At 60.2% G+C, this 24479-nt stretch carries 23 protein-coding genes and 1 pseudogene; 16 read left to right on the plus strand and 8 right to left on the minus strand.

Translation table 11 applies throughout. The features are described from left to right. The first annotated feature begins 29 nt into the window (after nt 1–29). From U5G49_RS24100 to minE, 9 genes are all read left to right on the plus strand, one after another. Entirely contained in the window at nt 30–1163 is a 1134-nt protein-coding gene (locus tag U5G49_RS24100; RefSeq protein WP_193443941.1) for an aminomethyltransferase family protein, read from the plus strand. 11 nt (nt 1164–1174) lie between these two features. Further along, nucleotides 1175–1780, plus strand: a complete 606-nt coding sequence (locus U5G49_RS24105) for a dimethylamine monooxygenase subunit DmmA family protein (protein ID WP_193443943.1) — start codon at nt 1175–1177, stop codon at nt 1778–1780. After that, the gene (locus U5G49_RS24110; RefSeq protein WP_193443945.1) at nt 1777–2742 is read left to right on the plus strand and encodes a PDR/VanB family oxidoreductase; all 966 of its coding nucleotides are present in this window, start codon (nt 1777–1779) and stop codon (nt 2740–2742) included. The genes U5G49_RS24105 and U5G49_RS24110 overlap by 4 nt, the downstream gene beginning before the upstream one ends. Nucleotides 2743–2773: 31 nt before the next feature. Then, nucleotides 2774–3814: a heme-dependent oxidative N-demethylase family protein gene (locus tag U5G49_RS24115; RefSeq protein ID WP_028732541.1), complete on the plus strand. Its 1041-nt coding sequence runs from the start codon at nt 2774–2776 to the stop codon at nt 3812–3814. 51 nt (nt 3815–3865) lie between these two features. Beyond that, on the plus strand, nt 3866–5203 hold the full coding sequence (locus U5G49_RS24120; RefSeq protein WP_028732542.1) for an NAD(P)-binding domain-containing protein: 1338 nt from the start codon (nt 3866–3868) through the stop codon (nt 5201–5203). A gap of 122 nt (nt 5204–5325) precedes the next feature. Further along, nucleotides 5326–5928: a methyl-accepting chemotaxis protein gene (locus U5G49_RS24125; protein WP_018246135.1), complete on the plus strand. Its 603-nt coding sequence runs from the start codon at nt 5326–5328 to the stop codon at nt 5926–5928. Nucleotides 5929–6136: 208 nt separating this feature from the next. Continuing rightward, entirely contained in the window at nt 6137–6856 is a 720-nt protein-coding gene (gene minC, locus U5G49_RS24130; protein WP_018246134.1) for a septum site-determining protein MinC, read from the plus strand. Between the two features lie 86 nt (nt 6857–6942). After that, entirely contained in the window at nt 6943–7758 is an 816-nt protein-coding gene (gene minD, locus U5G49_RS24135) for a septum site-determining protein MinD (RefSeq protein WP_193444157.1), read from the plus strand. After that, on the plus strand, nt 7755–8015 hold the full coding sequence (minE, locus tag U5G49_RS24140; protein ID WP_193443947.1) for a cell division topological specificity factor MinE: 261 nt from the start codon (nt 7755–7757) through the stop codon (nt 8013–8015). Before minD ends, minE begins: the two co-directional genes overlap by 4 nt. Nucleotides 8016–8058: 43 nt before the next feature. Here minE and U5G49_RS24145 read toward each other — a convergent pair whose 3' ends face one another. The 4 genes from U5G49_RS24145 to U5G49_RS24160 form a co-directional block, all read right to left on the minus strand. Continuing rightward, nucleotides 8059–8439, minus strand: coding sequence for a DUF6481 family protein (locus U5G49_RS24145; RefSeq protein WP_018448669.1), 381 nt, complete (start codon nt 8437–8439; stop codon nt 8059–8061). A 136-nt stretch (nt 8440–8575) separates the two neighbouring features. Further along, complete coding sequence (locus U5G49_RS24150; protein WP_027687567.1) at nt 8576–8800, minus strand: hypothetical protein; 225 nt, start codon at nt 8798–8800, stop codon at nt 8576–8578. A 225-nt stretch (nt 8801–9025) separates the two neighbouring features. Then, the gene (locus U5G49_RS24155) at nt 9026–9235 is read right to left on the minus strand and encodes a cold-shock protein (protein WP_003548109.1); all 210 of its coding nucleotides are present in this window, start codon (nt 9233–9235) and stop codon (nt 9026–9028) included. A 302-nt stretch (nt 9236–9537) separates the two neighbouring features. After that, nucleotides 9538–11907: a DUF1989 domain-containing protein gene (locus U5G49_RS24160; RefSeq protein ID WP_193443949.1), complete on the minus strand. Its 2370-nt coding sequence runs from the start codon at nt 11905–11907 to the stop codon at nt 9538–9540. A 250-nt stretch (nt 11908–12157) separates the two neighbouring features. Between U5G49_RS24160 and U5G49_RS24165 the strand changes: the two genes are divergently transcribed. Further along, the gene (locus tag U5G49_RS24165; RefSeq protein WP_193443951.1) at nt 12158–13942 is read left to right on the plus strand and encodes an APC family permease; all 1785 of its coding nucleotides are present in this window, start codon (nt 12158–12160) and stop codon (nt 13940–13942) included. A gap of 59 nt (nt 13943–14001) precedes the next feature. On the opposite strand, the pseudogene U5G49_RS24170 reads toward U5G49_RS24165, so the two are convergent. Next, nucleotides 14002–14146, minus strand: a pseudogene (locus U5G49_RS24170) (carboxymuconolactone decarboxylase family protein); the annotation flags it as partial. 99 nt (nt 14147–14245) lie between these two features. Here U5G49_RS24170 and U5G49_RS24175 point away from each other — a divergent pair. Both U5G49_RS24175 and U5G49_RS24180 read left to right on the plus strand, forming a co-directional pair. Continuing rightward, the gene (locus U5G49_RS24175; protein WP_193443956.1) at nt 14246–15073 is read left to right on the plus strand and encodes a helix-turn-helix transcriptional regulator; all 828 of its coding nucleotides are present in this window, start codon (nt 14246–14248) and stop codon (nt 15071–15073) included. 117 nt (nt 15074–15190) lie between these two features. Then, nucleotides 15191–15838: a LysE family translocator gene (locus U5G49_RS24180; protein WP_193443958.1), complete on the plus strand. Its 648-nt coding sequence runs from the start codon at nt 15191–15193 to the stop codon at nt 15836–15838. Between the two features lie 97 nt (nt 15839–15935). On the opposite strand, the gene U5G49_RS24185 is transcribed toward U5G49_RS24180, so the two are convergent. The 3 genes from U5G49_RS24185 to U5G49_RS24195 all read right to left on the minus strand — a co-directional run bounded on the left by U5G49_RS24185 (nt 15936) and on the right by U5G49_RS24195 (nt 19030). Next, on the minus strand, nt 15936–16967 hold the full coding sequence (locus tag U5G49_RS24185) for an aldo/keto reductase (RefSeq protein WP_112908736.1): 1032 nt from the start codon (nt 16965–16967) through the stop codon (nt 15936–15938). Between the two features lie 220 nt (nt 16968–17187). Then, nucleotides 17188–18456 carry a flavin monoamine oxidase family protein gene (locus U5G49_RS24190; protein WP_193443960.1) on the minus strand — a complete coding sequence of 423 codons (1269 nt, stop codon included), beginning with the start codon at nt 18454–18456 and terminating at the stop codon, nt 17188–17190. 61 nt (nt 18457–18517) lie between these two features. Then, nucleotides 18518–19030, minus strand: a complete 513-nt coding sequence (locus U5G49_RS24195) for a MarR family winged helix-turn-helix transcriptional regulator (RefSeq protein ID WP_193443962.1) — start codon at nt 19028–19030, stop codon at nt 18518–18520. On the opposite strand from U5G49_RS24195, the gene U5G49_RS24200 reads away from it, so the two are divergent. The 4 genes from U5G49_RS24200 to U5G49_RS24215 all read left to right on the plus strand — a co-directional run bounded on the left by U5G49_RS24200 (nt 19031) and on the right by U5G49_RS24215 (nt 24462). Continuing rightward, on the plus strand, nt 19031–19921 hold the full coding sequence (locus U5G49_RS24200; protein ID WP_193443964.1) for a haloalkane dehalogenase: 891 nt from the start codon (nt 19031–19033) through the stop codon (nt 19919–19921). Nucleotides 19922–20479: 558 nt separating this feature from the next. Continuing rightward, nucleotides 20480–22621 (plus strand): caspase family protein, encoded by a 2142-nt coding sequence (locus U5G49_RS24205; RefSeq protein ID WP_193443967.1) that lies wholly within the window; start codon nt 20480–20482, stop codon nt 22619–22621. A gap of 34 nt (nt 22622–22655) precedes the next feature. Next, nucleotides 22656–23954: a phosphoribosyltransferase family protein gene (locus tag U5G49_RS24210; protein ID WP_193443970.1), complete on the plus strand. Its 1299-nt coding sequence runs from the start codon at nt 22656–22658 to the stop codon at nt 23952–23954. 187 nt (nt 23955–24141) lie between these two features. Continuing rightward, a complete protein-coding gene (locus tag U5G49_RS24215; RefSeq protein ID WP_193443972.1) occupies nt 24142–24462 on the plus strand; it encodes a hypothetical protein in 321 nt (106 codons plus the stop codon). Nucleotides 24463–24479: the final 17 nt, after the last annotated feature.

Here is a 24479-nt window from a genome sequence, read left to right on the forward strand (position 1 = left end):
TCCGTAGAGGAAACAAAAGGGAACGGACAATGGCTTTATCATGGCGTTTCTCCGTCTTGGCGGATCGGCATCGCGCTCTGGGATCGAAGCTCGAGGACTGGAGCGGCATGGGCACCGCCTGGACCTACGACAAGGACATGTCGGAAGAGCATGTCGCCGTCCGAACCAAGGCCGGCATAATGGATGTCTCGGGCCTGAAGAAGGTGCACCTGGTCGGCCCGCACGCCATCGCCGTGCTTGACTCCATCACCACCCGCGACCTCACGAAGATCTACCCCGGCCGGTCGGTCTACGCGACCATGCTGAACGACCGCGGCCACTTCACCGACGACTGCATCGTCTATCGCACCGGCCCGAATGCCTGGATGTTGGTGCATGGCTCAGGCTCCGGCCACGAGGAGGTCGTCAAGCAGGCGGCGGGCCGCAATTGCGCCGTCCTCTTCGACGACGACCTGCACGACCTGTCGCTGCAGGGCCCGCTCGCGGTCGACTATCTCGCCAAATATGTGCCCGGCATCCGCGACCTCAAATATTTCCACCACATGCAGACGACGCTGTTCGGCGCACCGGTGATGATCTCGCGCACCGGCTATACCGGCGAACGCGGCTACGAAATCTTCGTGCGCGGCCAGGACGCCGTCATGGTCTGGGACCGGATCGTCGAGGAAGGCAAGGAGATGGGCATCATCCCCTGCTGCTTCTCCGTGCTCGACATGCTGCGCGTCGAAAGCTACCTGCTCTTCTACCCCTATGACAATTCGCAGATGTATCCCTTCGCCGATCAGCCGCCCGGCGACAGCCTCTGGGAACTCGGCCTCGACTTTACCGTCAGCCCCGGCAAGACGGGCTTCCGTGGCGCCGAGGAACATGCTCGCCTGAAGGGCAAGGAGCGCTTCAAGATCTTTGGCATGCTGATCGATGCCGATGGACCGGCCGATCTCGGCGACGAAGTCTTTGCCGACGGCAAAAAGGTCGGCGTCATTACCTGCCCGAGCTATTCGTCGCTGACGAAGAAATCCATGGCGATTGCCCGTCTGGACGTTGACAAGGCGGTGCATGGGACGAAACTCGAAGTCCGCGGCAAGACCGTGATAACAGGCGCCACCGCCCACACGCTTCCTTTCGACGATCCGGAGAAGAAGAAGAGGACCGCCGTAGGTTAAGGAGCGCGCGAATGCTCGTTGCAGGCATCAAGAGCCGACCAGTCTACACGGGCCTGACCATCCAGCCGCGCGCCCGGCGGCACATTTTCGCGCTCGAAGGGGAGGGCGCCAAGGCTCTCCTCGATCAGCAGCCGGCGCTTGACGAAACGGCGCTTGCCCGCAGTGAAATCCTCTATGTCGCCCGCGGCTCTCAAGGGTCCGGCCTGGACGAGGCGCTGCGCCGCCTCGGCGCCGACATGTTCTTCACGGCGCCGACCATCGCAACGCTGCTCTTCCGACTGAAGGGTTCGCTGGCCACTGCCCATATGGGCACGCGGCTTTATCTGTCGGGCACGGAAGGCTTCATCGGCCAGGCAATGCTGGTGGCGCTCGAATACGGCATGGACCATGCCTCCGTCATCACCGAGCATCGCGGCTCGCTGGCCCGGCGTGTGCAATGCGTCCATTGCAAGGGCATCACCGATGACGTCACCACCAGCCCCTTTGCCTGCAGCCATTGCGGGCTGCCGCTTCTGGTACGCGACCATTATTCGCGCCGGCTCGCCGCCTTCCAGGGCGTCAATATCGACGCGGAAGAACCGGGCAGCGCGCCTGATCCGGAGGAGTTGTTCCTTTGAGCGGTGGCACTGAAATTCCTGTCCGCGTGGCGCGGATCACGCCGATCGCCGAGCGCGTCAAGCGTTTCCGTTTCGAGCGCCTTGACGGCAAGCCGATGCCCTATTTCTCCGGCGGCGCCCATGTCATCGTCTCGATGAACGATGGCGGCCATATGCGCCGCAACGCGTATTCGCTGATGTCGCCGCCACATGATTGCGCAGCCTATGAGATCAGCGTGCTGCATGTCGAGGATTCACGCGGCGGCTCCACCTTCATGCATGAGAAAGTCAGCGAAGGCGATGAGCTGAAGGTCAGCTATCCCGTCAACCTGTTCCAGCCGGACTGGCGCGGGCGAAAGCACCTACTGATCGCAGGCGGCATCGGCATTACCCCCTTCATCGCAATGATGGAGCAGTTTTCTCGCGAGGGCGCCAATTTCGAGCTGCATTATGCCATCCGCACGCGCGACCGCGGCGCCTATTGGCAGCAACTCGTCGAGCGCTACGGCGGACATCGCGTCAAGATCTATTGCGACGCCGAAGGCGGCGCCATCCCCCTGACGCGCCTGCTCGACACCCAGCCGCTCGGCACGCATCTTTATGTTTGCGGCCCATCCGGGATGATCGACGGCGTGCTGAAGGCGGGACTGGACGCCGGCTGGCCGGAACAGAACCTGCATTCGGAACGGTTCCTGTCGTCGCTGCCCGGCAAGCCCTTCGCGATCGAGCTCCTGCGGTCCGGCAAGACCGTCAAGGTCGGCCATCACGAAAGCATGCTGGAGGCGATCGAGGCGGCGGGCGTCGATGCGCCCTTCCTCTGTCGCGGCGGCGCCTGCGGTCAATGCGAAACCGGGGTCGTCACCTGCGACGGCAAGCTGCTGCACCATGACGTCTATTTGACGAGCGAAGAAAAGGCATCCGGCCGCAAGGTGATGATCTGCGTTTCCCGCTTCGAGGGAAACACGCTGCATCTTGATCTTTAACGGCATCGGAAGCGGAACAAGGAGACCGGACATGGCAATCGTTTTCAAGCAGGAAACCTTCCGGAACGATTTCAGCTATCGGAACAGTCCCGAGAACATCCGGCGTTTCCCCTTTCCCTTCGACCGCGACGAATACATGTATTCGGTCAATATGGAGCCGCATGTGCACGGCCGGGCGGGAACCGTCTACGAAAGCCTGATCGACGTCGACGAGCATTATGTCGCCGAGATGCACGACCGGGCGCTGGTCCTGAAGGAAGATCCGCTGCGCTACCAGGCGCTGCCGCACATGATGAGCGCGCAGTGGGACACGCTCGAATTGCTGATGGAAGAGCAGGCGGCGGGTTACCCCGATCATTTCACGCTGATCCGCAACGGCGACCAGTGGCGCTGGATCAACCGCCCGCTCGGCATCGACGACAGCTTCACCTTCGGCGATGCCTCGACGCTGCCCTACGAGCCCTTCGAATATATCACCCGCCAAGCGCAGGGCGATTTCTGCATCGTCGACCAGCGCGACAGCAATCTCTGGATGGATGCCGGCATGGTGACGACGCAGGCCGACTGGTCGCTCGATTTCGATATCGGCATGAACTTCATGGAATGGCACGGGCCGGTGCCGCTCGCCCACCAGATCGGCGTCTTCGACCGGGCGCTGAAATTCCTGTTGAACCTGCAGCAGGGCAAGCCGACGCGGCGCTTCAACTGGACGATGACGATCAATCCGCGGCTCGACACCAGCCCGGAGAACTATCACAAATGGGGTCCGGACCGCACGACGGTGACACCGGAGAATGTCGGCGAAAAGGTGCATCTGCGCGTCGAGCTGCAGAGCCTCTGGCGCCTGCCGCGCTCCAACGCCATCCTCTTCGTCATCCGCTGCTACCTGATGAACATGGAAGAGCTCGTCACCGTGCCGAAATGGGCGCGCCGCTTTCCGCGCGTGCTGAAGACGCTGCCGCCCGAGCTCATCGACTACAAGGGCCTCACCCGCTTCCGCGAGACGACGATCGACTGGCTTGCCAAATATGACGACGGGGCGCCGACCAGCCCCGGCATCTACCCGGACTGAGGCGGAGCGAATGTGCGAGATAAAACGATATAATCAAGAGGGGAATGCTTCATGACAAGAGTAGCCGTCATCGGTGCCGGTCCTTCCGGGCTGGCGCAGCTGCGCGCCTTTCAATCGGCCGCCCAGAAGGGCGCCGAAATCCCGGAGATCGTCTGCTTCGAAAAGCAGTCGGACTGGGGCGGGCTCTGGAACTATACCTGGCGCACAGGCCTCGACGAATATGGCGAGCCGGTCCATGGCAGCATGTATCGTTACCTCTGGTCGAACGGCCCGAAGGAATGCCTCGAATTCGCCGACTATTCGTTCGAGGAGCATTTCGGCAAGCCGATCGCTTCCTATCCGCCGCGCGCCGTGCTCTGGGATTACATCAAGGGCCGCGTCGAGAAGGCGAACGTCCGCCACTGGGTGCGCTTCAGCACGCCGGTGCGCATGGTTCGCTTCGACGATCAGACGAAGAAATTCACGGTGACGGCGCATAACCGCATCGAGGACCGGATGTATGACGAGGAGTTCGACTATGTCGTCGTGGCATCCGGTCATTTCTCGACGCCGAACGTGCCCTATTTCGAGGGCGTGAAGACCTTCAACGGCCGCGTACTGCATGCCCATGATTTCCGTGACGCGCTGGAGTTCAAGGGCAAGGATATCCTGATCGTCGGCCGCAGCTATTCGGCCGAAGACATCGGCTCGCAATGCTGGAAATACGGCGCAAAATCGGTGACGACCAGCTACCGCTCGAAGCCGATGGGCTTCAAATGGCCGGAGAATTTCGAGGAGCGGCCGCTGCTGACCAAGCTCGAAAACCGCACGGCGCATTTCCTCGACGGCTCGACCAAGGAGGTCGATGCCGTGATCCTCTGCACCGGATACCAGCACCACTTCCCCTTCCTGCCGGACGATCTCCGGCTGAAGACGGCCAACCGCCTCTGGGCCGACAGCCTCTACAAGGGGGTGATCTTCGACAAGAACCCGCAGCTTTTCTATATCGGCATGCAGGACCAGTTCTACACCTTCAACATGTTCGACGTGCAGGCCTGGTGGGCGCGCGACGTGATGATGGGTCGCATCACCCTGCCATCCGAAGAGGAGCTGAAAGCCAATTTCGACATGTGGCGTGCCCGCGAGGAAACGCTCGAGGATGCCGAGCAGATGATCTGGTACCAGGGCGACTATGTGAAGGAACTGCTTGCCGAAACCGACTATCCCAACTTCGACATCGAGGGCACCAACCAAACCTTCATGGAGTGGGAACATCACAAGGCCCACAACATCATGGGCTTCCGCGATCATGCCTACCGGTCGCTGATGACCGGCAACATGTCGCCGACGCACCACACGCCCTGGGTCGAGGCGCTCGACGATTCCATGGAGGAATATCTGCGCAACTGATGAGGCGGACCTGCATTGCCGGAGGAGGGTGTTCGTGCTCTCTTCCGGCATTGTGACGTGCGCCTTCTTTAAATGAGACGACATAAATCCATCTGCAACTCTTCTCTTCGGATGTGGCCTTCATGGATTTTCAAACGAGCATTCTCGGGCGCATGAGTGGTTTTCTCTATCGCTGCCGTGCCGACGAAAACTATACGATGCTGGAGATGACCAACGGCATCGAGCGCATCTTCGGTTATCCCGCCGAGGAAATCATCGGAAACCGCACGCGGACCTTCACCTCGATCATGTACGAGGAAGACGTGCCTCTGATGGACGAGATCGTCGGACGGGCGCTGGAGAGGCGCACAGACTGGACAATGGAATACCGTATCCGTCACGCCATGGGCCATCTCATCTGGGTCACCGAGACGGGCGGCGGCATCTGGGACGAGAAGGGTGAACTTCTCTATCTCGAAGGCAGCATCATCAATATCGAATCACTTTATCAGCGAATCGATGACCAGACCGCCGATATGCGCGTCACCGCCTCGAAGACCAATGAGATCCTGCAATCGCTGCGTTACCTGAAGCTGCTCGCCGTCAATGCCGGCATCGAGGCAGCTCGCGCCGGCACCGCCGGATCGGGCTTTGCGGTGCTTGCCGCCGAGATGCGCACGCTTGCCAACTCCTCGGAAGAGGCCGCACGCGCCATTTCCAACGCACAACGCAAGGCGGAAGGCTGAGCGTAGCCAAGCAGCGGCAGATTTGCGGCTCACGTTTGAAGCCGCATTGTTAACCGTTCGGCGCTTCCAGAGATTGCAGCGCTTTTCCAATGACTTGCGGTAATCCTGTTCGTGAAAAATCTGCTGTGATTGTCGCGAATGTTAAGGCCGCGTTAACTTTTTGTTAACCATAGCAGCGGTAGACATGGTCAACGATTTCTTCACATAGATGACCAAAGTGCTAACAGACGCTCGCTCTATCCGCATCAAGGGCCGCTCTTTCCTCGCGGTCATGCTGTCCCCGGATCTTCCGATCGATGATTGGTTGACCCGGCTGGACGATCTGGCCGCGCGTTCGGCCGGCTTCTTCCTCGGACGGCCTGTCGTGCTCGACCTGACGGACCTGCAAATCGACCGGCCGCAGCTGAAGGACCTGATTGCTGAACTTGCCAAGCGCAATGTCAGCATCATGGGCATCGAGGGCGCGCGGCCTTCGATCCTCGGATCCGGCATGCCGCCGGCACTCAAAGGCGGTCGGTCTGTTTCCGATATCGAGGTTCAGGCAAAGGAGCCCGTCGATCCGCCCGGCAAACCGGCAGTGGCAGAGACCCGCCCGGCAATGCAATCGATCGTCATCCGGGAGCCTGTGCGCTCGGGACAATCGGTGATCTTTCCGGAAGGCGACGTCACCGTCATCGGTTCGGTCGCCTCGGGTGCCGAGGTCATCGCCGGCGGGTCCGTCCATATCTATGGCACCTTGCGTGGCCGAGCCATGGCAGGGTCCATCGGAAACGCATCGGCGCGGATCTTTTGCCGCAAGCTCGAGGCCGAGCTGGTTGCAATCGACGGCATCTACAAAATGGCGGAAGACATGGCCCCTAATCTTCGCGGACAGGCTGTTCAGCTCTGGCTCGAGGACGACGCGATCATGGCAGAGAAACTGATCTGACGGCAGCGCCGCGCGTCTCTTCGAGAGCCGCAAGAGGACGCTTTAACACTTTGAATTACTGGGGCCACGGCAAAGGAGAGACAATGATGGGGAAAGTGATCGTCGTCACGTCAGGCAAGGGCGGGGTTGGCAAGACGACCTCGACCGCCGCATTAGGAGCGGCACTGGCGCAACGCAATGAAAAAGTCGTCGTCGTCGATTTCGACGTGGGCTTACGCAATCTCGACCTCGTGATGGGCGCCGAGCGCAGGGTCGTCTACGACCTGATCAATGTCATCCAGGGCGACGCCAAGCTCACTCAGGCGCTCATCCGCGACAAGCGGCTGGAGACGCTGTTCCTGCTGCCGGCCTCGCAGACGCGCGATAAGGACAATCTGACGGCCGAAGGAGTCGAGCGCGTCATCAACGACCTGAAGCGCTATTTCGACTGGATCATCTGCGACAGCCCCGCCGGGATCGAGCGCGGCGCAACGCTTGCCATGCGCCACGCCGATGTTGCCGTGGTCGTTACCAATCCCGAGGTCTCGTCGGTGCGCGATTCGGATCGCATCATCGGCCTGCTGGATTCCAAGACCGCCAAGGCCGAACGCGGCGAGCGGATGGAAAAGCACCTGCTGCTGACACGCTACGACGCCAACCGGGCCGAACGCGGCGACATGCTCAAGGTCGACGACGTCCTGGAGATTCTGTCCATCCCGCTCCTTGGCATCATACCCGAAAGCATGGATGTTCTGCGGGCATCCAACATCGGTGCACCGGTCACGCTGGCAGACAGTCGCAGCGCCGCTGCGATGGCCTATTTCGATGCCGCTCGCCGGCTCGCCGGCGAGGCGGTGCCGATCGCGATCCCAGAGGAAAAGAGGAATATTTTCGGCAAGATCTTCGGACGGAGGGCGGCATGAGTATTTTCCGTCTTTTCAACAAGCAGAGAACCGCACCGGCGGCCCGCGAACGTCTGCAGGTCCTTCTCGCCCATGAACGTTCCTCGGCGGGGTCGGACCTGGTCTCCCTGCTGCGCGAGGAAATCCTTGCGGTGATCGCAAAGCACGTGCAGCTCGACCACGACAAGGTTCAGGTGACGATCGATCGCAACGAGTACGTCTCGACCCTTGAGATCGACGTCGAAATCCCGCTGAATGCCGCCGTGCAGGCCGCGTGAACGACAGCGCGCTGCCTGTTGCCACAACAGGCAGCGCTGACGGTCAGGACTTTCTGGCTTTGCGATTGGCGTAACGCAGGTCGCGTTCGGCCTTTCGGGCGGCTTCATCCGCAATCACGCGAGCGATCCTATCTTTGTCAGCCGCTTCGCGTGCGTCGGCATCGGCGCGTGCTGCGGCTTCGGCGGCAGCCTGACGCTCGACTTCCGCGGCTTTAGCCCGCTCCAGTTCCTCAAGCTTCAGCCGTTCCCGCGCAGCACGCCGTTCTTCCCTGGCCGCGGCAATGGCTTGACGCTCCGCCTGCTTTGCCAGCCTTGTGGGTTCGGCCGTATCCTTGGCGGTGCGATACGCGTTGAGGAGAGCGGCCTTGGCCTCGGCAGCTGCACTGCGGCGATCGGAAAGCTCGTTGTTTCTGGCGTTTTTCAAATCTGTTTCCTGACTGTTTGACTTCGACCCTACGGCGCCGCGCGTCTCCAGACGCGCAAAGGACGCTGCAATATTTTGAACTGCCGCATGTTTTATCCTGAAATCGATTCCGATTTAAGGAATTATGCAGCAGGAGTCAGATTTTCTTTTTCCGCTTCGCGGCAGGCGCAGTCGTCGCTGTCAAGCGATCCTGCAATTCCTTGGCCTCACGGGCCTCGCGTAACCGCAAGGTTTTTTCCTCGCGAGCCCGCACCGTCGAGTCGATCTCTTCGACCGCGCGGCTTCGCTCCAAGAACTGCGATTGCACGTTTCCGAAGGCAATCTCCGCCTGCTTGCGTGATTTGCTGTGTGTCTCTGTCATATTCATCCCGGATTTTATTACAGCGCCGCGCGTTTTCAGACCTCAAAGGCCGCTGTAACGCTATGAATTACTGCACAATTCCTTAAATCGATTGCGCGTTTAAGCAATTATGCAGCAGCCCGCTGGCCGACTCAGCAAAAAAGGCCAGGCAACGTGCCTGACCTTAAAGTATCATGCTTTCGACAATGCCGGTACATCCGCGGTCAAAGGAAAGCAGGTGTCAGTTCAGGCAGCTTGGAGATTGCAAGCGGACATTTTGCCCGACTTGTTATCGCGCTCAAGCTCGTAGCCGATCTTCTGGCCTTCGACGATTTCGCGCATTCCGGCGCGCTCGACGGCAGAGATGTGGACGAAGGCGTCAGCGCCGCCATCGTCAGGCTGAATGAAGCCGAAGCCCTTGGTGGAATTGAACCATTTAACTGTGCCAGTGGTCATAACAAACCCTTTCATAGCAATTGAACGACCGCACGTGCGGAAGCACGACGGATGATGATCTCGATTTTGAAGAGGGAAGTTCGTCCAGGGCACGTTGCCAGCGTGCGATAACAAAAGTCAAACAAGCAATATCGACAACCGAGATATAGTCATCCAACCTCAATTTGTCAACTTTTAGTTTTTCAGGGTCATGCACTCAATATAAGGTTGCATCTCCATCGCATTGCGTGCCGCCGCTAAAACGTGCGGCTTCATCAACAGTGCGAGAAACCGATCACCGTCCTCAAATCCAAAAGCAGGAATTACGAGCGCGGTCGCGTCTTCTGCGGGTCGTAATGCGAAAGCGGCACGATCGTCGCAGGCAGGCGCTTCTGGTGGCCGTCGAGCTTACCGATCTCGACCTCGGTGCCGGGGTTTGCATGCATCACGTCGATGCGGGCAAGCGCGATCGTCTTGCCGAGGATCGGCGAGCGCGTGGCGCTGGTGATAACGCCCACCTGGGCCCGGCCGATATGGATGCAATCGCCATGGCCGACGGCCTCGTTGGCCTTGATGTCGAGGCCGACGAGCAGGTGGCGCGGATGCTCCTTGCGGCGGATCAGCGCCTCGCGGCCGATGAAATCGTCCTGCTTGGATTTCAACGGCACCGTGAAGCCGATCCCGGCTTCGAACGGGTCCGTCTGGTCGGTGAATTCGTGATGAGCGAAGATCAGGCCCGCCTCGATGCGGACCATGTCGAGCGCCTCCAGCCCCATCGGCTTCAACCCATGCGGCTGCCCGGCCTCCCAAACGGCGTCGAACACTGTCAGCGCATCCTTCGGATGACAGAAGATCTCGTAGCCGAGTTCGCCGGTATAGCCCGTGCGCGAGACGACGATTGGAACACCCTCGAAGCCGCCGATGCGGCCGACGGTGAAGCGGAACCATTCGAGCTCGCCGATTGCCGGTTGGCGCGGCGCCGTCCAGATGATCTCCTTCAGGATATCGCGGCTTTTCGGACCCTGCAGGGCGATATTGTGGATCTGATCGGTCGATGAGCGGACCCAGGCTTTGAAGCCCTTCTTCTCGGCCTGCTGACGCAGCCAGATGCCGCTGAAATCATCGCCGCCGATCCAGCGAAAGTTCTTGTCGCCGAGCCGGAACAGCGTGCCGTCATCGATCATGCCGCCATTTTCGTAGCACATGGCCGAATAGACGACCTGGCCGGTCGACAGCTTGCGCACGTCGCGCGTCAGGCAATATTGCAGCAACTCCTCGGCATCTGGCCCCGTCACCTCGAATTTCCGCAAGGGCGAGAGGTCGATGACGGCGGCGCGCTCGCGGCAGGCCCAATATTCCTCGACGGGCCCTTCGCTGGAAAAGCGGTTCGGCAGCCAGTAGCCGCGATATTCGGTGTAGTCCCGCGTCAGCGTGGAGAGGCGGGGATGGAAGGAGGTTTCGCGGGTCAGTTCGGCGTCGGCATCTGGGGTCATGCGATAGGCTACCGCTCGTGAGAATTTCTCTTTTCCGGAAAAGGTGCGGACGTGGATATCCGTCGGATCCCAGCCGTTCGCCGCGTCGATATCGTCAGGGCAGGACGAGGAGACGCAGACGAGGTCAGTCAGCGCCCGCATCAGCACGTAATCACCGGGGCGCGACCAGGGCTCGTCAAGATAGAGCTGGTTGTTGTGGTCGATGTTGGTGTTGTAGAAATAGTTCAGCGCTTCCCAGCCCTTGCGGCCGGCAATGCCGTAGGGCGCCAGCACCGCATTGAAATTATCCGTGCAGTTGACGTGGCCGGGATAACCCATGTCGTCGTAATAGCGCGAATTGCAGGCGGTCGCGAAAGCGTCGTGGCGGCCGACCGTATCCTGCACGATCTCGACCAGCGGCTCGAAGTCGCGGTCGAAGGCCTTGGAGGGCAGGCCCGGCATCGGATAGCTGCGGCCGAGCAGCGTGCGGGTGACGGTGGAATCGAGCGCGAGATCGAGACCCTTGTCGACCTTGCGGGCGGCAAAAGCCTGGAAATCGGTGCACTGGCGTCCATAGACATCGATGATCTGGATGAATTCGCCGGCCCGCACGAAATAGGCCGCGGCGGTCGCCGCCCGAATGCGGATATCCTCGATGGGATCAGCGGCCGGTTCCGGCAGGGCAGAGGCATAATCGCGGATCAGCACGCTGCGCTTGATCCTGATCTCGATCGGCGTCGCCGTATCCTGCGCCTCCGGCGACATGGCGCTAGCGGGTGCCGCGACGATCAGTAGGCCCTTCATGGAGACCGTGAATTCCGCCCGGCTGCCCGGGGTCGATCCGGCCCCGAAGATGCTGAGCGCGCCGGCCACGGCCAGATCGGCGCCGCGACGCTGAAGTGCTGCACGCGTGCGGGCAGCACTCTCATCCTCCGCCTGAAGAATAGCCTTCAAGCCCTCGGCCGAATTGCTGAATGGCGTTCCGAGACCGGTCGCCAGGAAGCGCCCTTTTTCATCGAGGAAAGAGATCTCGCAGACCTGTCCACCCTCGCTGTCGATAACGCTGACGCGGTCGCCTGGCTCGACGCGCACAACGACCGAGCCGCCGCCCTTTGCCCTGTAGCGCTCGGTTCCCTCCGGCAGGGTGGGAATGCCTGGATAATGCACGAGGCTCGGAGCGGCCGATCGCAGGCCCGTCATAGCAGGGTGAAGTTCTCGCATGCTGCCCTCATGGGAGGATCAGGCATCCTCTGACGCCCACCCATACAGGTTACAAAATGCGCCACGAAAGTAAAGTCGAGTTGACTAAAAAGAAAAAATCTTCACTATGCATAAAGAGTTCAGACTCGGAGAGTCCGTCGGGAACGCGGATCGCCAAAATCATCCGGGCGAGCTTGAGACCGTCAGGGAGACACGTTCAGGGAGACGTACAAAGAGACGTCCGGAACAAATAGAATGGGGAATTTCACCGATGACAGACGTTGTGGAGGCCGGGATTGCATCCGGCACCGAAGGTAAGCTTGTACGTGCGCTCGACTGGAAGGGCGCATTCTGGGTGGCTGCGGGCGTGCCGCCGCTCGTTCTTTTCTCCATCGGCGGCATTGCGGGCACGACGGGCAAGCTCGCCTTCGTCGTCTGGATCATCTCGATGGTGATGGGTTTCCTGCAATCCTTCACTTATGCCGAAATCGCCGGCATGTTCGCCAACAAGTCCGGCGGCGCTTCCGTCTATGGCGCCACCGCCTGGCTGCGCTATTCGAAATTCATCGCGCCGCTGTCGGTCTGGTGCAACTGGTTTGCCTGGTCGCCGGTGCTGTCGCTCGGCTGCGCCATCGCCGCCGGTTACATCCTCAACGCATTCTACCCGATTCCGGCGGCGGATTCGCAGATGGTCCTCGACTGGATTTCCGCGCATGCCGCTTCCATCACGGCCGATAGCCCTCGCGTCGCCGAATATATTGCAGCCCATGCCGGCACCACCCCGGATGACGCCATCAAGGCGTTGCTTAGCACCGACGGTATCGCCGCCCTGACGCCAGCGATCCGCAGCTGGTCGCTCTTCAGCTTCAGCATTCCCTTCCTTGCCACCGCCAACATCAACGCCACCTTCTTCATCGGCGGCATCCTGATGCTGATCATCTTCGCGATCCAGCATCGCGGCATTTCGGAAACGGCCAGCGTGCAGAAATGGCTGGCAATCATTGTCCTGGTGCCGCTGCTCGTCATCGGCCTCTATCCGATCGTCAGCGGCCAGATCCTTGCCACCAACGTCACAGGTCTCGTGCCGCCGACAGCCGCCTATGCCGCTGTCGACGGCACCTGGAGCAACGGCGGCTGGACGCTCTTCCTCGGCGGCCTCTATATCGCCGCCTGGTCGACCTACGGTTTCGAGACGGCGGTCTGCTACACCCGCGAACTCAAGAACCCGAAGACCGACACCTTCAAGGCGATCTTCTATTCCGGCCTTGCCTGCTGCCTGTTTTTCTTCCTGGTGCCCTTCGCCTTCCAGGGCGTTCTCGGCCATGCAGGCATGCTGGCCCCCGGCATCGTCGATGGCACGGGCGTTGCCGAAGCGCTCGGCGGCCTGATCGGCGCCGGCCGCGTCGTTACCCAGTTGCTCGTCGTACTGATGATCATGGCACTCTTCCTTGCCATCATGACGGCGATGGCCGGCTCCTCGCGCACGCTCTACCAGGGCTCGAAGGACGGCTGGCTGCCAAAATACCTCGACCACGTCAACGAACACGGCGCGCCGACGCGAGCGATGTGGACCGATTTCGCCTTCAATCTCTTCCTGCTGGCGATCGCCTCGGATGTCGGCGGCTATTTCTTCGTGCTCGCCGTCTCGAATGTCGGCTACATCATCTTCAACTTCCTGAACCTCAATTCGGGCTGGATCCACCGGATGGATTCCGGCCATATCGAACGCCCCTGGAAGGCGCCGACCTGGCTGATCGGCCTCAACACCGTGCTGGCCTTCGTCAATGCGCTGTTTCTGGGCGCCGGTGCAAAGGTCTGGGGCTACTCCAATGCGCTCTGGGTCGGCTTCATCTTCGCCGCTCTGATCCTGCCGGTCTTCGCCTATCGCCACTATGTGCGTGACGGCGGTAAATTCCCAGCCGGCGCGATGGAGGATCTCGGCCTGATCGGCCAGGATCTCGGCGTCAAGAAAGCCGGCATCCTGCCTTACCTCGCGCTCGCCGGCGGCCTGGCGATCGTGCTGATCGCCAACGTTATCTTCCAACTTCCGGCCTAAAATCGCCTCCCAAGCAGAAAGGCCGAAAAGCCGCCATGGAAACATGGCGGCTTTTTTCGTTATGTTGGGACGCAGGCGGCGGAAGCTCTTGCGGCATTGACGGCGGCCGCGTTCGACATAGAGGCCGAAGTCGACAGCGATGCGATTCCAGCGATTGATGATATTGATCATCACGGTGAGCTTAATCTGCTCCTCTCCGGTGAACTGGGTGCGGAAATTTTCCGATCTATGACTCCAGCGGCACAGGCAAGATTGTCATGGAAATTGCTTGAAGGCGGCAACGGTCTGTAGAAAGACTATCGAATGGTGCGGATGAAGCAGGATGCGGGACGCATTCGAATCTGGCGCAACGACGCGTTAGCCGGAGTTGAATTGCTGCGCGCGTCGGGAACGCAGCATCACTTTCCGAAGCACTTCCACGACGCTTACGCAATCCATCTCCATGAACGCGGCACAATGGTGTTCCAATATGGTCAGCCTCAGGTGGCCCTGAAACCAGGCAACATCAATGTCCTTGCACCCGGCGTCGTTCACATGTGCCTGCCGGCCGACGAACAGGCGTTGAACTACCGCTGCCTGTTCGTATCGCCTGCGTTTTTGCAGTACGCGGTGCTCGACCCGGGGGCGACGCGCCTAGCGCTGTTCGAGCGGTTGTTATGCCTTGGAGACCTCGAGCTTTTCCAAAGCCTTGGCAAAGTGCATCGATATCTCGAAACTGACGATGACGCCTTTGAAGCCGAGACGCTGCTGACGAGCGGGCTCGCGGCGCTGGCCGCTTACTCCGGGCAGCCGCACGCAAGGATCGAAGCAGGCAGCGAGCCGCGGCACGTCACGACCATTCGCGAATTTCTGGACGCCCACTACGACAGGCGTATTGCCCTTGCCGATCTTGCCCGGCTGGTCAAGCTCAATCCCGTGTATCTCGTCCGATCCTTCCGCTCGTTTGTCGGCCTGCCGCCGCATGCCTATCAGAGGCAATTGCGACTGAGCCGGGCGCGGCAGTTGCTTCGGTTGGGCACGCCTCCGGCCGAAGTAGCCGAGATGGTCGGCTTCGCAGATCAGAGCCATCTCTCCCGCCTGTTCAAACAGACGACGGGCGTGACGCCCGCCGATTATGCGAAAGGTTTATAGCGTTCAAGACAGCAGGGTTTGCTTATGTGAATACCGTCCACTCTTGCGGGTGACGAGGGCTGGCTCCAGCGATGCGCCCGCACGGCGATTTAGGAAAACAGGAGCGGGGCGATTATCATGCCAACCCTCGGCAATATCTGGTTGTTTATCGGCGCTTCCTTGGCCCTGCTTCTGACTCCCGGGCCGGCGGTTCTCTACATCTTTGCCCGCTCGGTCGAGCAGGGCCGCCTCGCCGGCTTTGTTTCGATTCTCGGCATTCATGCCGCAACGGTGGTACATGTCCTCGTCGCGGTGTTGGGATTATCGGCAGTCCTGGCCTCATCGGCTCTGGCGTTCAGCGCGGTCAAGTATGCAGGCGCTGCCTATCTGATATGGCTTGGGCTCAAGAAGATTTTCGGCCGAAGCGAGATTCCCGGCACCGAGACCGGCTTGAAGGCGTTCGGGTACGCGCGCCTTCTCCGCGACGGGTTCGTCGTCAATCTCTTCAATCCCAAGACCGCGCTCTTCTTTCTTGCCTTCCTGCCTCAGTTCGTCGAGGTGGACCGGGGTCACGCAGCGATGCAGATCGCGTTCCTGGGTCTGATCTACACCTGTCTCGGCATCATAACTGACGGCAGCTACGCATTCGCCGCCGGCACTGCGGGCGACTGGTTGAGGCGCAATCGCCGCTATCTCACAGCCGAACGCTATGTCAGCGGGGCCCTGCTGATCGGCCTCGGGTTGACGGCCGCTTTTGCGGGAAACCAAGGCAGCAGTCAGTCGTGACGCGAGCCGGCGCCGGTCGATCATCCTGAACCTGGGACATCCTGTCCGCTTCTGCGAGAAGCGGACAGGGTTCGTTCAATCAGAGCTGAAGCAAGGTTCAGCGGCCGCCCTCGATCTTGCGGTGGCGCTGGTTGATGCCGCCCTTGCCGTAGGGGTAGTCGAAAGGCTGAGGCGCGCTCACCTCATTCAGCCTCGCCATGTCGTCGTCGGAAAGCTTGAGTTTCATGGCGCCAAGATTGTCAGCGAGCTGTTCCGGCGTGCGGGCGCCGAGAATGACTGAGGTGATCGCCGGCTGCGCCGCCGTCCAGGCGAGCGCTACCTGCGCCATGCTGACGCCGTGCGCCTTGGCAATCTGCTCGACGACGCCGATGATCGCCCAGGTTCGTTCCAGCGCATTACGCGGCGCATAGGATTCGCCGCCGCGATTGGGGTTTTCGCCGAGGCGGGTGGCGCCCGTCGGCATCTCATCGCGCTTGTATTTGCCGGTCAACCAGCCGCCGCCGAGCGGTGACCATGGCAGCAGACCCATGCCGGCATCCTGGCAGGCTGCGACAATCTCGAGCTCGATGTCGCGCACCAGCAGGTTATATTGCGGCTGCAGCGTCACCGGGCGGGTATAACCCCGCGCCTTGGCGATCTCCGAGGCCTTGGCGATGTGCCAGCCGACATAATTGGAAAAGCCGTAATAGCCGATCTTGCCGGATGAAACCGCATCGTCGAGAAAACGCAGCGTTTCCTCGATCGGGGTCAGCGCGTCCCAGGCATGCATCTGGTAGAGGTCGATCTGCTCGAGGCCGAGACGGCGGAGCGAATCGTCGAGCGCCTGGCCGAGATGCCGGCGCGACAAGCCGATATCGTTGGGTCCGTTGCCCATCGGAAAGCGCCCCTTGGTGGCAACGATCGCCTGGCGGGCCTCGGTCGGGCGCGCCTTCAGCCAGCGTCCGATGATCTCTTCAGACTTGCCGGCGCTGTAGACATCGGCGGTATCGATGAAATTGCCGCCCCAGGCGAAATAATCGTCGAGCAGCTTGTGCGAGGCGGCCTCATCGGCCTCCGCGCCGAAGGTCATGGTGCCGAGGCAATAGGCGGTGACGACGGTCCCGCTGGGACCGAGCTTGCGATAGTCCATTTCTTCCTCCTCATGCAGATACCCGCAGCCGACACGCAAACGGTCGGGGTAGAAGCCGGGGCTCCTGCAATCAATGACAATATTGTGCTTGAGGCGGCCGCTTGCCGCCGGATGACGTATAGCGCCCCAGGCTGGGAGCACAGGGGCCGGGGGGAGCATACCCAATCCCGCCCGCGCGACAAGTGAGAAAAAATATTCCTGCCGTCGCGGCCGGCGAGGATCACGGATTTTGCGAAAACGAGCCGGCGATCAGATCGGCTGCGGCGACGCCGGTCTCGTAGGCGCCGTGCGCTGTCGAATAACGCGACTTCGAACAGGCCTCGCCGGCAAAGAAGATACGCTCGTCATGCGGCGCTGCGAGACGCCCGCGCAGATCGGAGGCGCCGGGTTCGGCATAGGAATAGGAGCCGCCGATATGGGGCGCTGCGGCCCAGGCCGACATCGCAGCTATGGACAGTTCCTTGCGGATATCCGCGCCGAAATGTGCCGCCAGTTCGTCTGCGGCGAAGGAGAAGGCGGCCTCTCTGCCTTGCCCCTCCAGATCATGCGCGAGGTCGCCGGCGAAATAGGCCTCGACGACGGGCGCGCCGAACGGCCGGAGCTGATAGGTGCCGGTCGCGCTGCGATTGGTAGAGCCGAGCATATGCGTATCCGCCGACAGTGCCTCCTGATTTGCGAGCCTCAAGAAGAGCTTGTCGGCGAGCCCAAGGGGTAAACGGGCTGCCGCCTCGATCTTCTCCGGCAAAGGCGGGTCGAAGGCGATTTTGCCGGCGGCAAGCACATTCGTCGAAACGGTCACCAGCACCGCGCGGGCGCTGAGCGCACCCTGGTTCGTCTCGATGCCGATACGGCCGGCGTGACGATGGTCTATGCGCGTCACCTCCGTGCCGAGCCTTGCCGGAACCGGCTTGCCGTAAAGCGAGACCAGCGTTCCGTAGCCCTCGCGCACCCGCCAGTCAGGGCCAGGGCCGGGATCGTATCTGTTGTAGTCGATGACCGACGACCGCTCCAGTTCGGCACCGGTGATATAGGTGCCGATCGCCCGGATCTGACCGTTCCAGGGATTGCCGGGCTGGAGCATATCGGCCATGGCTGCGTCATTCCCCTCATGGCTCTCGAGGCGCTCGAAATAGGCGCCGATCGCCTCCCTTGCGGCATGCGCCTCCGCCTCATCCCGCTGAAGCCGCCGTCCGCCATCATTCCAGGGTGCCGGCGTGCGGTCGACCGTCAGTCCGACCTCGCCGGCGATCGCAGTCCAGGCATTGGTCCGCGCGCCATGCAACCAGCCGCAGCCGAGATCGAGCGCGATATCGGCGTCAGGCAGTCCGACCGTCCAGGCGCGCCCGCCGAGACGGTCGCCGGCTTCAAGCAGGAGGATGGAAAGATCCGGGCGGATTGCCCGCAGGCGACGGGCGGCGGCAATGCCGGCGGCGCCGGCGCCGATGACGACGACATCCTCCTCGGCACCCTTGCTTTTGTCACCTGACATGCATTCTCCTTCGGTCGTGCGACGGTTAAGTGGAAAGGTCGTCTCAAGCAAGCCCGCTTCGCTATTGCAGCTGTTCCAGCAACCGCCGGAGTGCAGTCCGCAGATCGTCCATCTGCTGCTGGCTGGTCAAGGCGGCCCAGCTTTCATCGACACGCCGGCCCGCCGCCATCGCTATCGGCCTGACCCCCTGGCCTTTTTCCGTCAAAAACACCAGCCGGCCGCGCCGATCGTTCGGATCGGGCCGGCGCTCGACATAACCCAGGCGCTCGAGTTCTTCCACGGCCTGCGTCATCGTCTGCTTACGCACACGTGCGAGCTTGGTCAGCTCGCTAACCTGGATGCCCTCGGGCCGCGCGAAAGTGAAGACGTTGGCATGCGGCGGGCGGATATCGCCATAGCCGGCCTCATCGAGTGCCGCTTCGACGGCCTGTGTCCAATGTTGATGGACCAGACGCAACAACAGGCCAAGGGAAGAAGACGACATGAAACCCCGCGCAGCAATATAGACAGTTACCTGTCTATATGATAAATAGACAGTCGCCTGCCTATATAGCACGAAAGCGCGGAGCTCCATATGCCGACCATCGATATCCTCACCTCGTTCATCTCCTACGAGGAACTGGGGGAGGGCGACCCGATCGTCTTCCTTCACGGCAATCCCACCTCATCGTATCTCTGGCGGAACATCATGCCCGGCATCGGGCCTGGCCGCTGCCTGGCGCCGGATCTGATCGGCATGGGACGCTCCGGCAAACCCGATATCGGCTATCACTATGGCGATCACATCGCCTATCTCGACGCCTGGTTCGATGCGCTTGACCTCGACGACGTCGTGCTCGTCGGCCACGACTGGGGCGGCGCGCTGGCATTCGACTGGGCTTCACGCCATGCCGAGCGGGTGCGCGGCATCGCCTTCATGGAAACCATCCTGCGGCCGATGAGCTGGGAGGATCTGCCAGGTGGCGGAAAGGCGCGTTATGAACTGTTGCGGGGTGCGGGAACCGGCGAGGCCAAGGTCCTCGACGAAAATTTCTTCATCGAACAGGCCTTGCGCGCGACCACGCTGAAAGGGCTCAGCGATGCCGACTGGGATGTCTACCGCGCCCCCTATCCGGACCGCGACAGCCGGCGCCCGCTGCTGGAATGGCCGCGCGCCATGCCGATCAACGGCGAGCCGGCCGATGTGGTCGCCAGGATCGAGAGCTATGACTGCTGGCTTTCTGCCAGCCCTGAGGTTCCCAAGCTGCTGCTGACCTTCGACGGTCCCTCCGAAACGCTGTTGATCGGCAGCGAGATGATTTCGTGGTGCCGCGACAACGTCGCCGGCCTGGAGATCAGGGGCTGCGGGCCGGCGCGCCACATTGCCCCCGAGGACCAGCCCGAGGCGATTACCGCCGAAATCAAAAGCTGGATCGATCGGAAGGGGCTCAGAACAGCACAGCGGAAGGTCGCCTCTCAGGCATAAAAATCTGCGTCTGCGTCGCCGTGACTGCGACATGACAGACTGTTGCAATGTTGAGCCGGTTCATGGGTGGGATCAATCAGCCACTGTGAAGGTCCAATGCCACGTTTCGATCGACGACGCTTTCTTCTTGCCTGGCTTCGCGCGCCGCTGCGGATCGCCTCGATCACGCCGTCAGGTTCCCGCCTTGCTCCCTGCAACAGGAAATTCGACAGAAAACAGCCGATTTCGATCTGAGGTAAGTCTGTTCTCGTCCCTCCGGATAGTCACCAACCACCCATATGGAGCTCTGAACGTCTATGCGATCAACTGGTGTCGCATCGAGGCTCACTTTCCACAATCGATACGCGAAGGAGATCTTTGTCAACTTCAGCAATTGCGGCAGATCGATTTATGTATTGCAGAAAGGCTATCGCTTCGTGTGTAAATAGGTAAATTAGCCGATATTTCGGCGACAAATATACTTCCTATTTTCGATCGTACGGGTGGCAGGCGGACAAGCAACGTTTGAGGCTTTGCACCGATGGATTCGGGCACGGCCTTTCCATGGGAGCGATGGTGATGGTGTTCACATTTGCGCAGGGGCGGGGCCCACGTTTCCTCATCTGCCTATTCCTGCTAATCGCGTTTCAAATATTGACGTCACCTGCTCACGCAGAGAAGCGCGCTGCAATCGTCATCGGCAACAGTGATTATCCTTTTGCGCCGCTAAGCAATCCTCACAACGACGCCAAGCTGATCGCGAATACCCTGACTGAATTGAACTTCGACGTCCTTCTGTTTTACGATCTGAAGAAAGAAGCGGTCAAAGACCTGAAAGAGACCATCCGGACCCACCTGATCGGGGCCGACATTGCCGTGTTCTACTATGCCGGCCACGCCTTGCAGGCAAGTGGCCGCAATCTGCTGCTGCCAGTGGATGTCGATACCAGCTCGGCGCAGAAAGTCGTCGCGGATGCGATCGCCCTCAACGACCTCATCGATATTGTCAAGGACGATCCAGTCGGGCTGAAGCTCTTCATTCTTGATGCGTGCCGCAACAATCCGGCTGCAAATTTCGAGGGTCTTCATCAGGGGCTGGCGGATACCAAGGCCGGCAGCGGACAGGTCCTGATGGCATACGCGACCAGCGCCGGTGAAGTTGCTTATGATGGTACTGGGCTGAACAGCCCCTATTCGTCGGCGCTCGCCAATGCCCTGCAGCGACCGAATCTGGATGTCTACGACACGTTTCGAACGGTTCGCGGCGATGTCAGGCAAGCCACCGGCAATGCCCAAATACCGTGGATCACCGGCTCGATCGAAACACGATTCGTGTTCCGGCCACAGGCAGCCGTTCTCAACGCAGACCCTGTCGTCCCGCCGACGGAAACGTCCAGTCCAGTTGATATCGACGAGGTACTTTGGACCTTCATTAAGGATAGTCCAGATCCTGCTGATTTCGAGCGCTTCGCCAAAATCTTTCCCAACAGCGCGCATGCGGCGGAGGCGGAAGAAAAGAGCCGTGTCCAGGTTGCCGCCCTTTCCAAACGCGGGCTCTATGTCCGCGAAAGCCTGGTGGCCTCCTCCATTGCCAGTCAGGCGCCGAGCGCAGACGACGCCGAGGCCAAAGAATTCGTGTTCCAGCAATCCGGCGAGCGAGCGGTGAGCGAAACATTCCGGATGTGGCCAAGCGTCTTGCCCGAGGTGGCCGCCGGGATGCGCAGTCTTGTCACCGACTGCGATCTCTACGGTGCCGACCCGAACGATCCCCAGCGACAGGTACCAGGGGTCAGCAATGGCCTCGTCAATGTGCGCGACGCATTACGGGCCTGCGCCTTTGCGCTCGCCGCAGATCCGAACAATCCAAGACTGCAATATCAGCTTGGTCGCGTTCTCGAGATCGCCGGTCGGTACAATTGGGCGGAATATTTCTACAAGATCGCCGGCGGTCACCAGTATAGCGCCGCTCTCGTCAATCTCGGCTACATGGCTCGCATGGGAATCGGCCGCAAGGTCGACTACGATCAAGCCCTCTCCTACTACATGGCGGCCGCAAAAATGGGCAACCTGCGCGCACGCACGAACGTCGGCACGGCCTATATTCTTGGCCAAGGTGTCTCGAAGGAACCAGAAGAAGGCATTCTCTGGTATCGCCTTGCCGCTTCAAGCGGATGGGCGAACGCTATCACGGCGCTGGGCGACTGCTACAGGCTGGGCACGGGTGTAAAGCAGGATGCCTCGCAGGCGGTAGCACTTTACATTGCGGCGGCCGATACGGGCCAGATCGACGCCATGGCAAATCTGGGTCAAGCCTATATCAGCGGAGAGGGCACCAAGAAGGACCTTGGACGGGGCCTGGAGACCCTGCTCAAGGCAACGGACATGGGCAATAAATACGCCCCCTATTATGCCGCGAGGCTGTACCTGAAAGGCGCCGATAAACTTCCTGCCGATCGAAGCCGCGCTCTTTCCCTTTTCAAGCTATCTGCCAATCGCGGCCTTGAACTGGCCAATCTCGATCTTGCCTTCGGTTACGACAAAGGCAGCTTTACGGGAAAGGCGGATGTGCCGCTTGCCTATTATTATGGGGTGCTGGCCGAAAAGCTGGGCGTTAACCGAGCCGATGAAGCGCGCGCGGCAATTGGCAAGAAACTTGATACGGCAACACGGCAAAAGATGGAAGCTCAGGTCGATCTCTTTCTGGAACAGAACGGCAAATGACAGTTCGGAGCTGACCTGAACGGGGAGCATCGGCATGCGGATGCAGTATCGCTCGATATCGGATCTTCACATAGCCATCGTTAACGGATTGCACATGTTGCCTCGCGAGATCGATCTGGTCGTCGGTATTCCTCGCAGCGGCTTGCTGGCAGCCAACATGCTCGGCCTTGTCGCCAACCTGCCGATGACTGATCTGGACAGTTTCATCGAAGGCCGCGTTTATTCCTTCGGTGCGACGAAGAATACGGCTTCGTTCAGGAGCGCATTGGACATTCGAAAGGTTCTTGTCCTCGACGACAGCATCAATACCGGTGGCGCCATGCGGGAAGCCAAAGCCAAGTTGATGGCATGCGAAATACGCGCTGAATTTGTCTTCGCGGCGGTCTATGGTCTGCGCGATAGCGTCGAGGGTGTCGACTTCATATTCGAGGTCGTCGAACAGCCAAGGCTGTTCCAGTGGAATTTCATGCATCACGGCCTGCTATCGAAGGCATGCGTCGACATTGACGGGGTGCTCTGCCTAGATCCGACAGATACGGAAAATGACGACGGTCCGGCCTATGAAGCCTTCTTGAGAAATGCACGCGCGCTTCACAAACCGACGCGTTTTATCGCATATCTCGTTACCAGCCGGCTCGAAAAGTACCGGTCCTTGACCGAAACCTGGCTTCGCACAAATGCGATCGACTACGGCAAGCTTATCATGCTCGATCTGCCGAGCGCAGCGGAGCGTCGGCGGCGGGGCACCCATGCAAGGTTCAAGGCCGCCTTTTATCGGCAGTGCGATGCTGAGATCTTTGTCGAGAGCAGTCTCAGGCAGGCAAACGAGATTGCCAGGATATCGAACAAGCCAGTCCTTTGCACGGAGACCCACCAGATGGTTTTACCAACCACCCCTTTGCGCAGCTTGTTCAATATGAGAATGCCTTTCGACGCTTTTGCGTTTTTGAGGCGAGAGCAGACAATGCCCGAGGAGCTCCGCTATGCGATTGCCGACGCGCACAACCGCGCAAAATCCCGAACTCTTGTCACCTGGCTCGGGCCAAGGCCAGAGGGATTTGCCGAGGCCATCGCGTCTATTAGCAAGATTTGCACGGCCAAGAACGAATATCCGATCATCGTTCTTTCCGATTTCCATCAGGAGCTCATGTCCCGGGCGGAGACGCCGGTCGAATTCATTCCGCAGGTGCGCCACCTTCCGTCGCTTTCGTCCGGCCAATATCAGGACTATGTGCGCAGGCGTTACGACCTTATGTTGCGAAAATGGGCGATTTCGCGGGAAGTGACGTTAGGGTTGAGCTTTGAGGAATTCCTTGCTGAGCAGTTGTCTTAGCGAAAGAGGCAGGCAGAGGAAACGCAGAAATCTTCAGGTTGAAAACTGCATCTATTCGTTGCTTGAAAGGCCAGAGAAATTCTTCCGGGCTGCATCGGACCGTTCAAAATAATGAGTTTCACCCTACGGGCATTGACTTTCGTCATTTGTGAATGCTTACTAAAATAAGCTGCGGGGAGGGCAATATATGCTTCGCAAACTCTCGATCCTCGGAACGCTGATACTTGCCTCATGTACCTCTCAAGGTTCGAATATGACGCTGGCGTCGATGATCAGCGGCTACCGAGGCGCGCCGACCGCCGCCGAAGAAGTGGCCTGGCGCAACGCACGTCGAAGCAACACCGATAAAGCCTATCGCAATTTTATCAGCAAGTATCCGAACAGTTCCTATGTCCCAGTTGCGGCATCAAGGATCACCCGATCGGTCAAGCAAAAGCCGGTTGCGGTCAGGAATTTGGACGGTCCTGAACGTAGCTCGTCTTTCGGCCGCAGCGGCAGCGCTTATTGAAACAACGGGCCTGACAA

It is taken from the genome of Rhizobium indigoferae (assembly GCF_034554815.1).
GTDB lineage: Bacteria > Pseudomonadota > Alphaproteobacteria > Rhizobiales > Rhizobiaceae > Rhizobium > Rhizobium leguminosarum.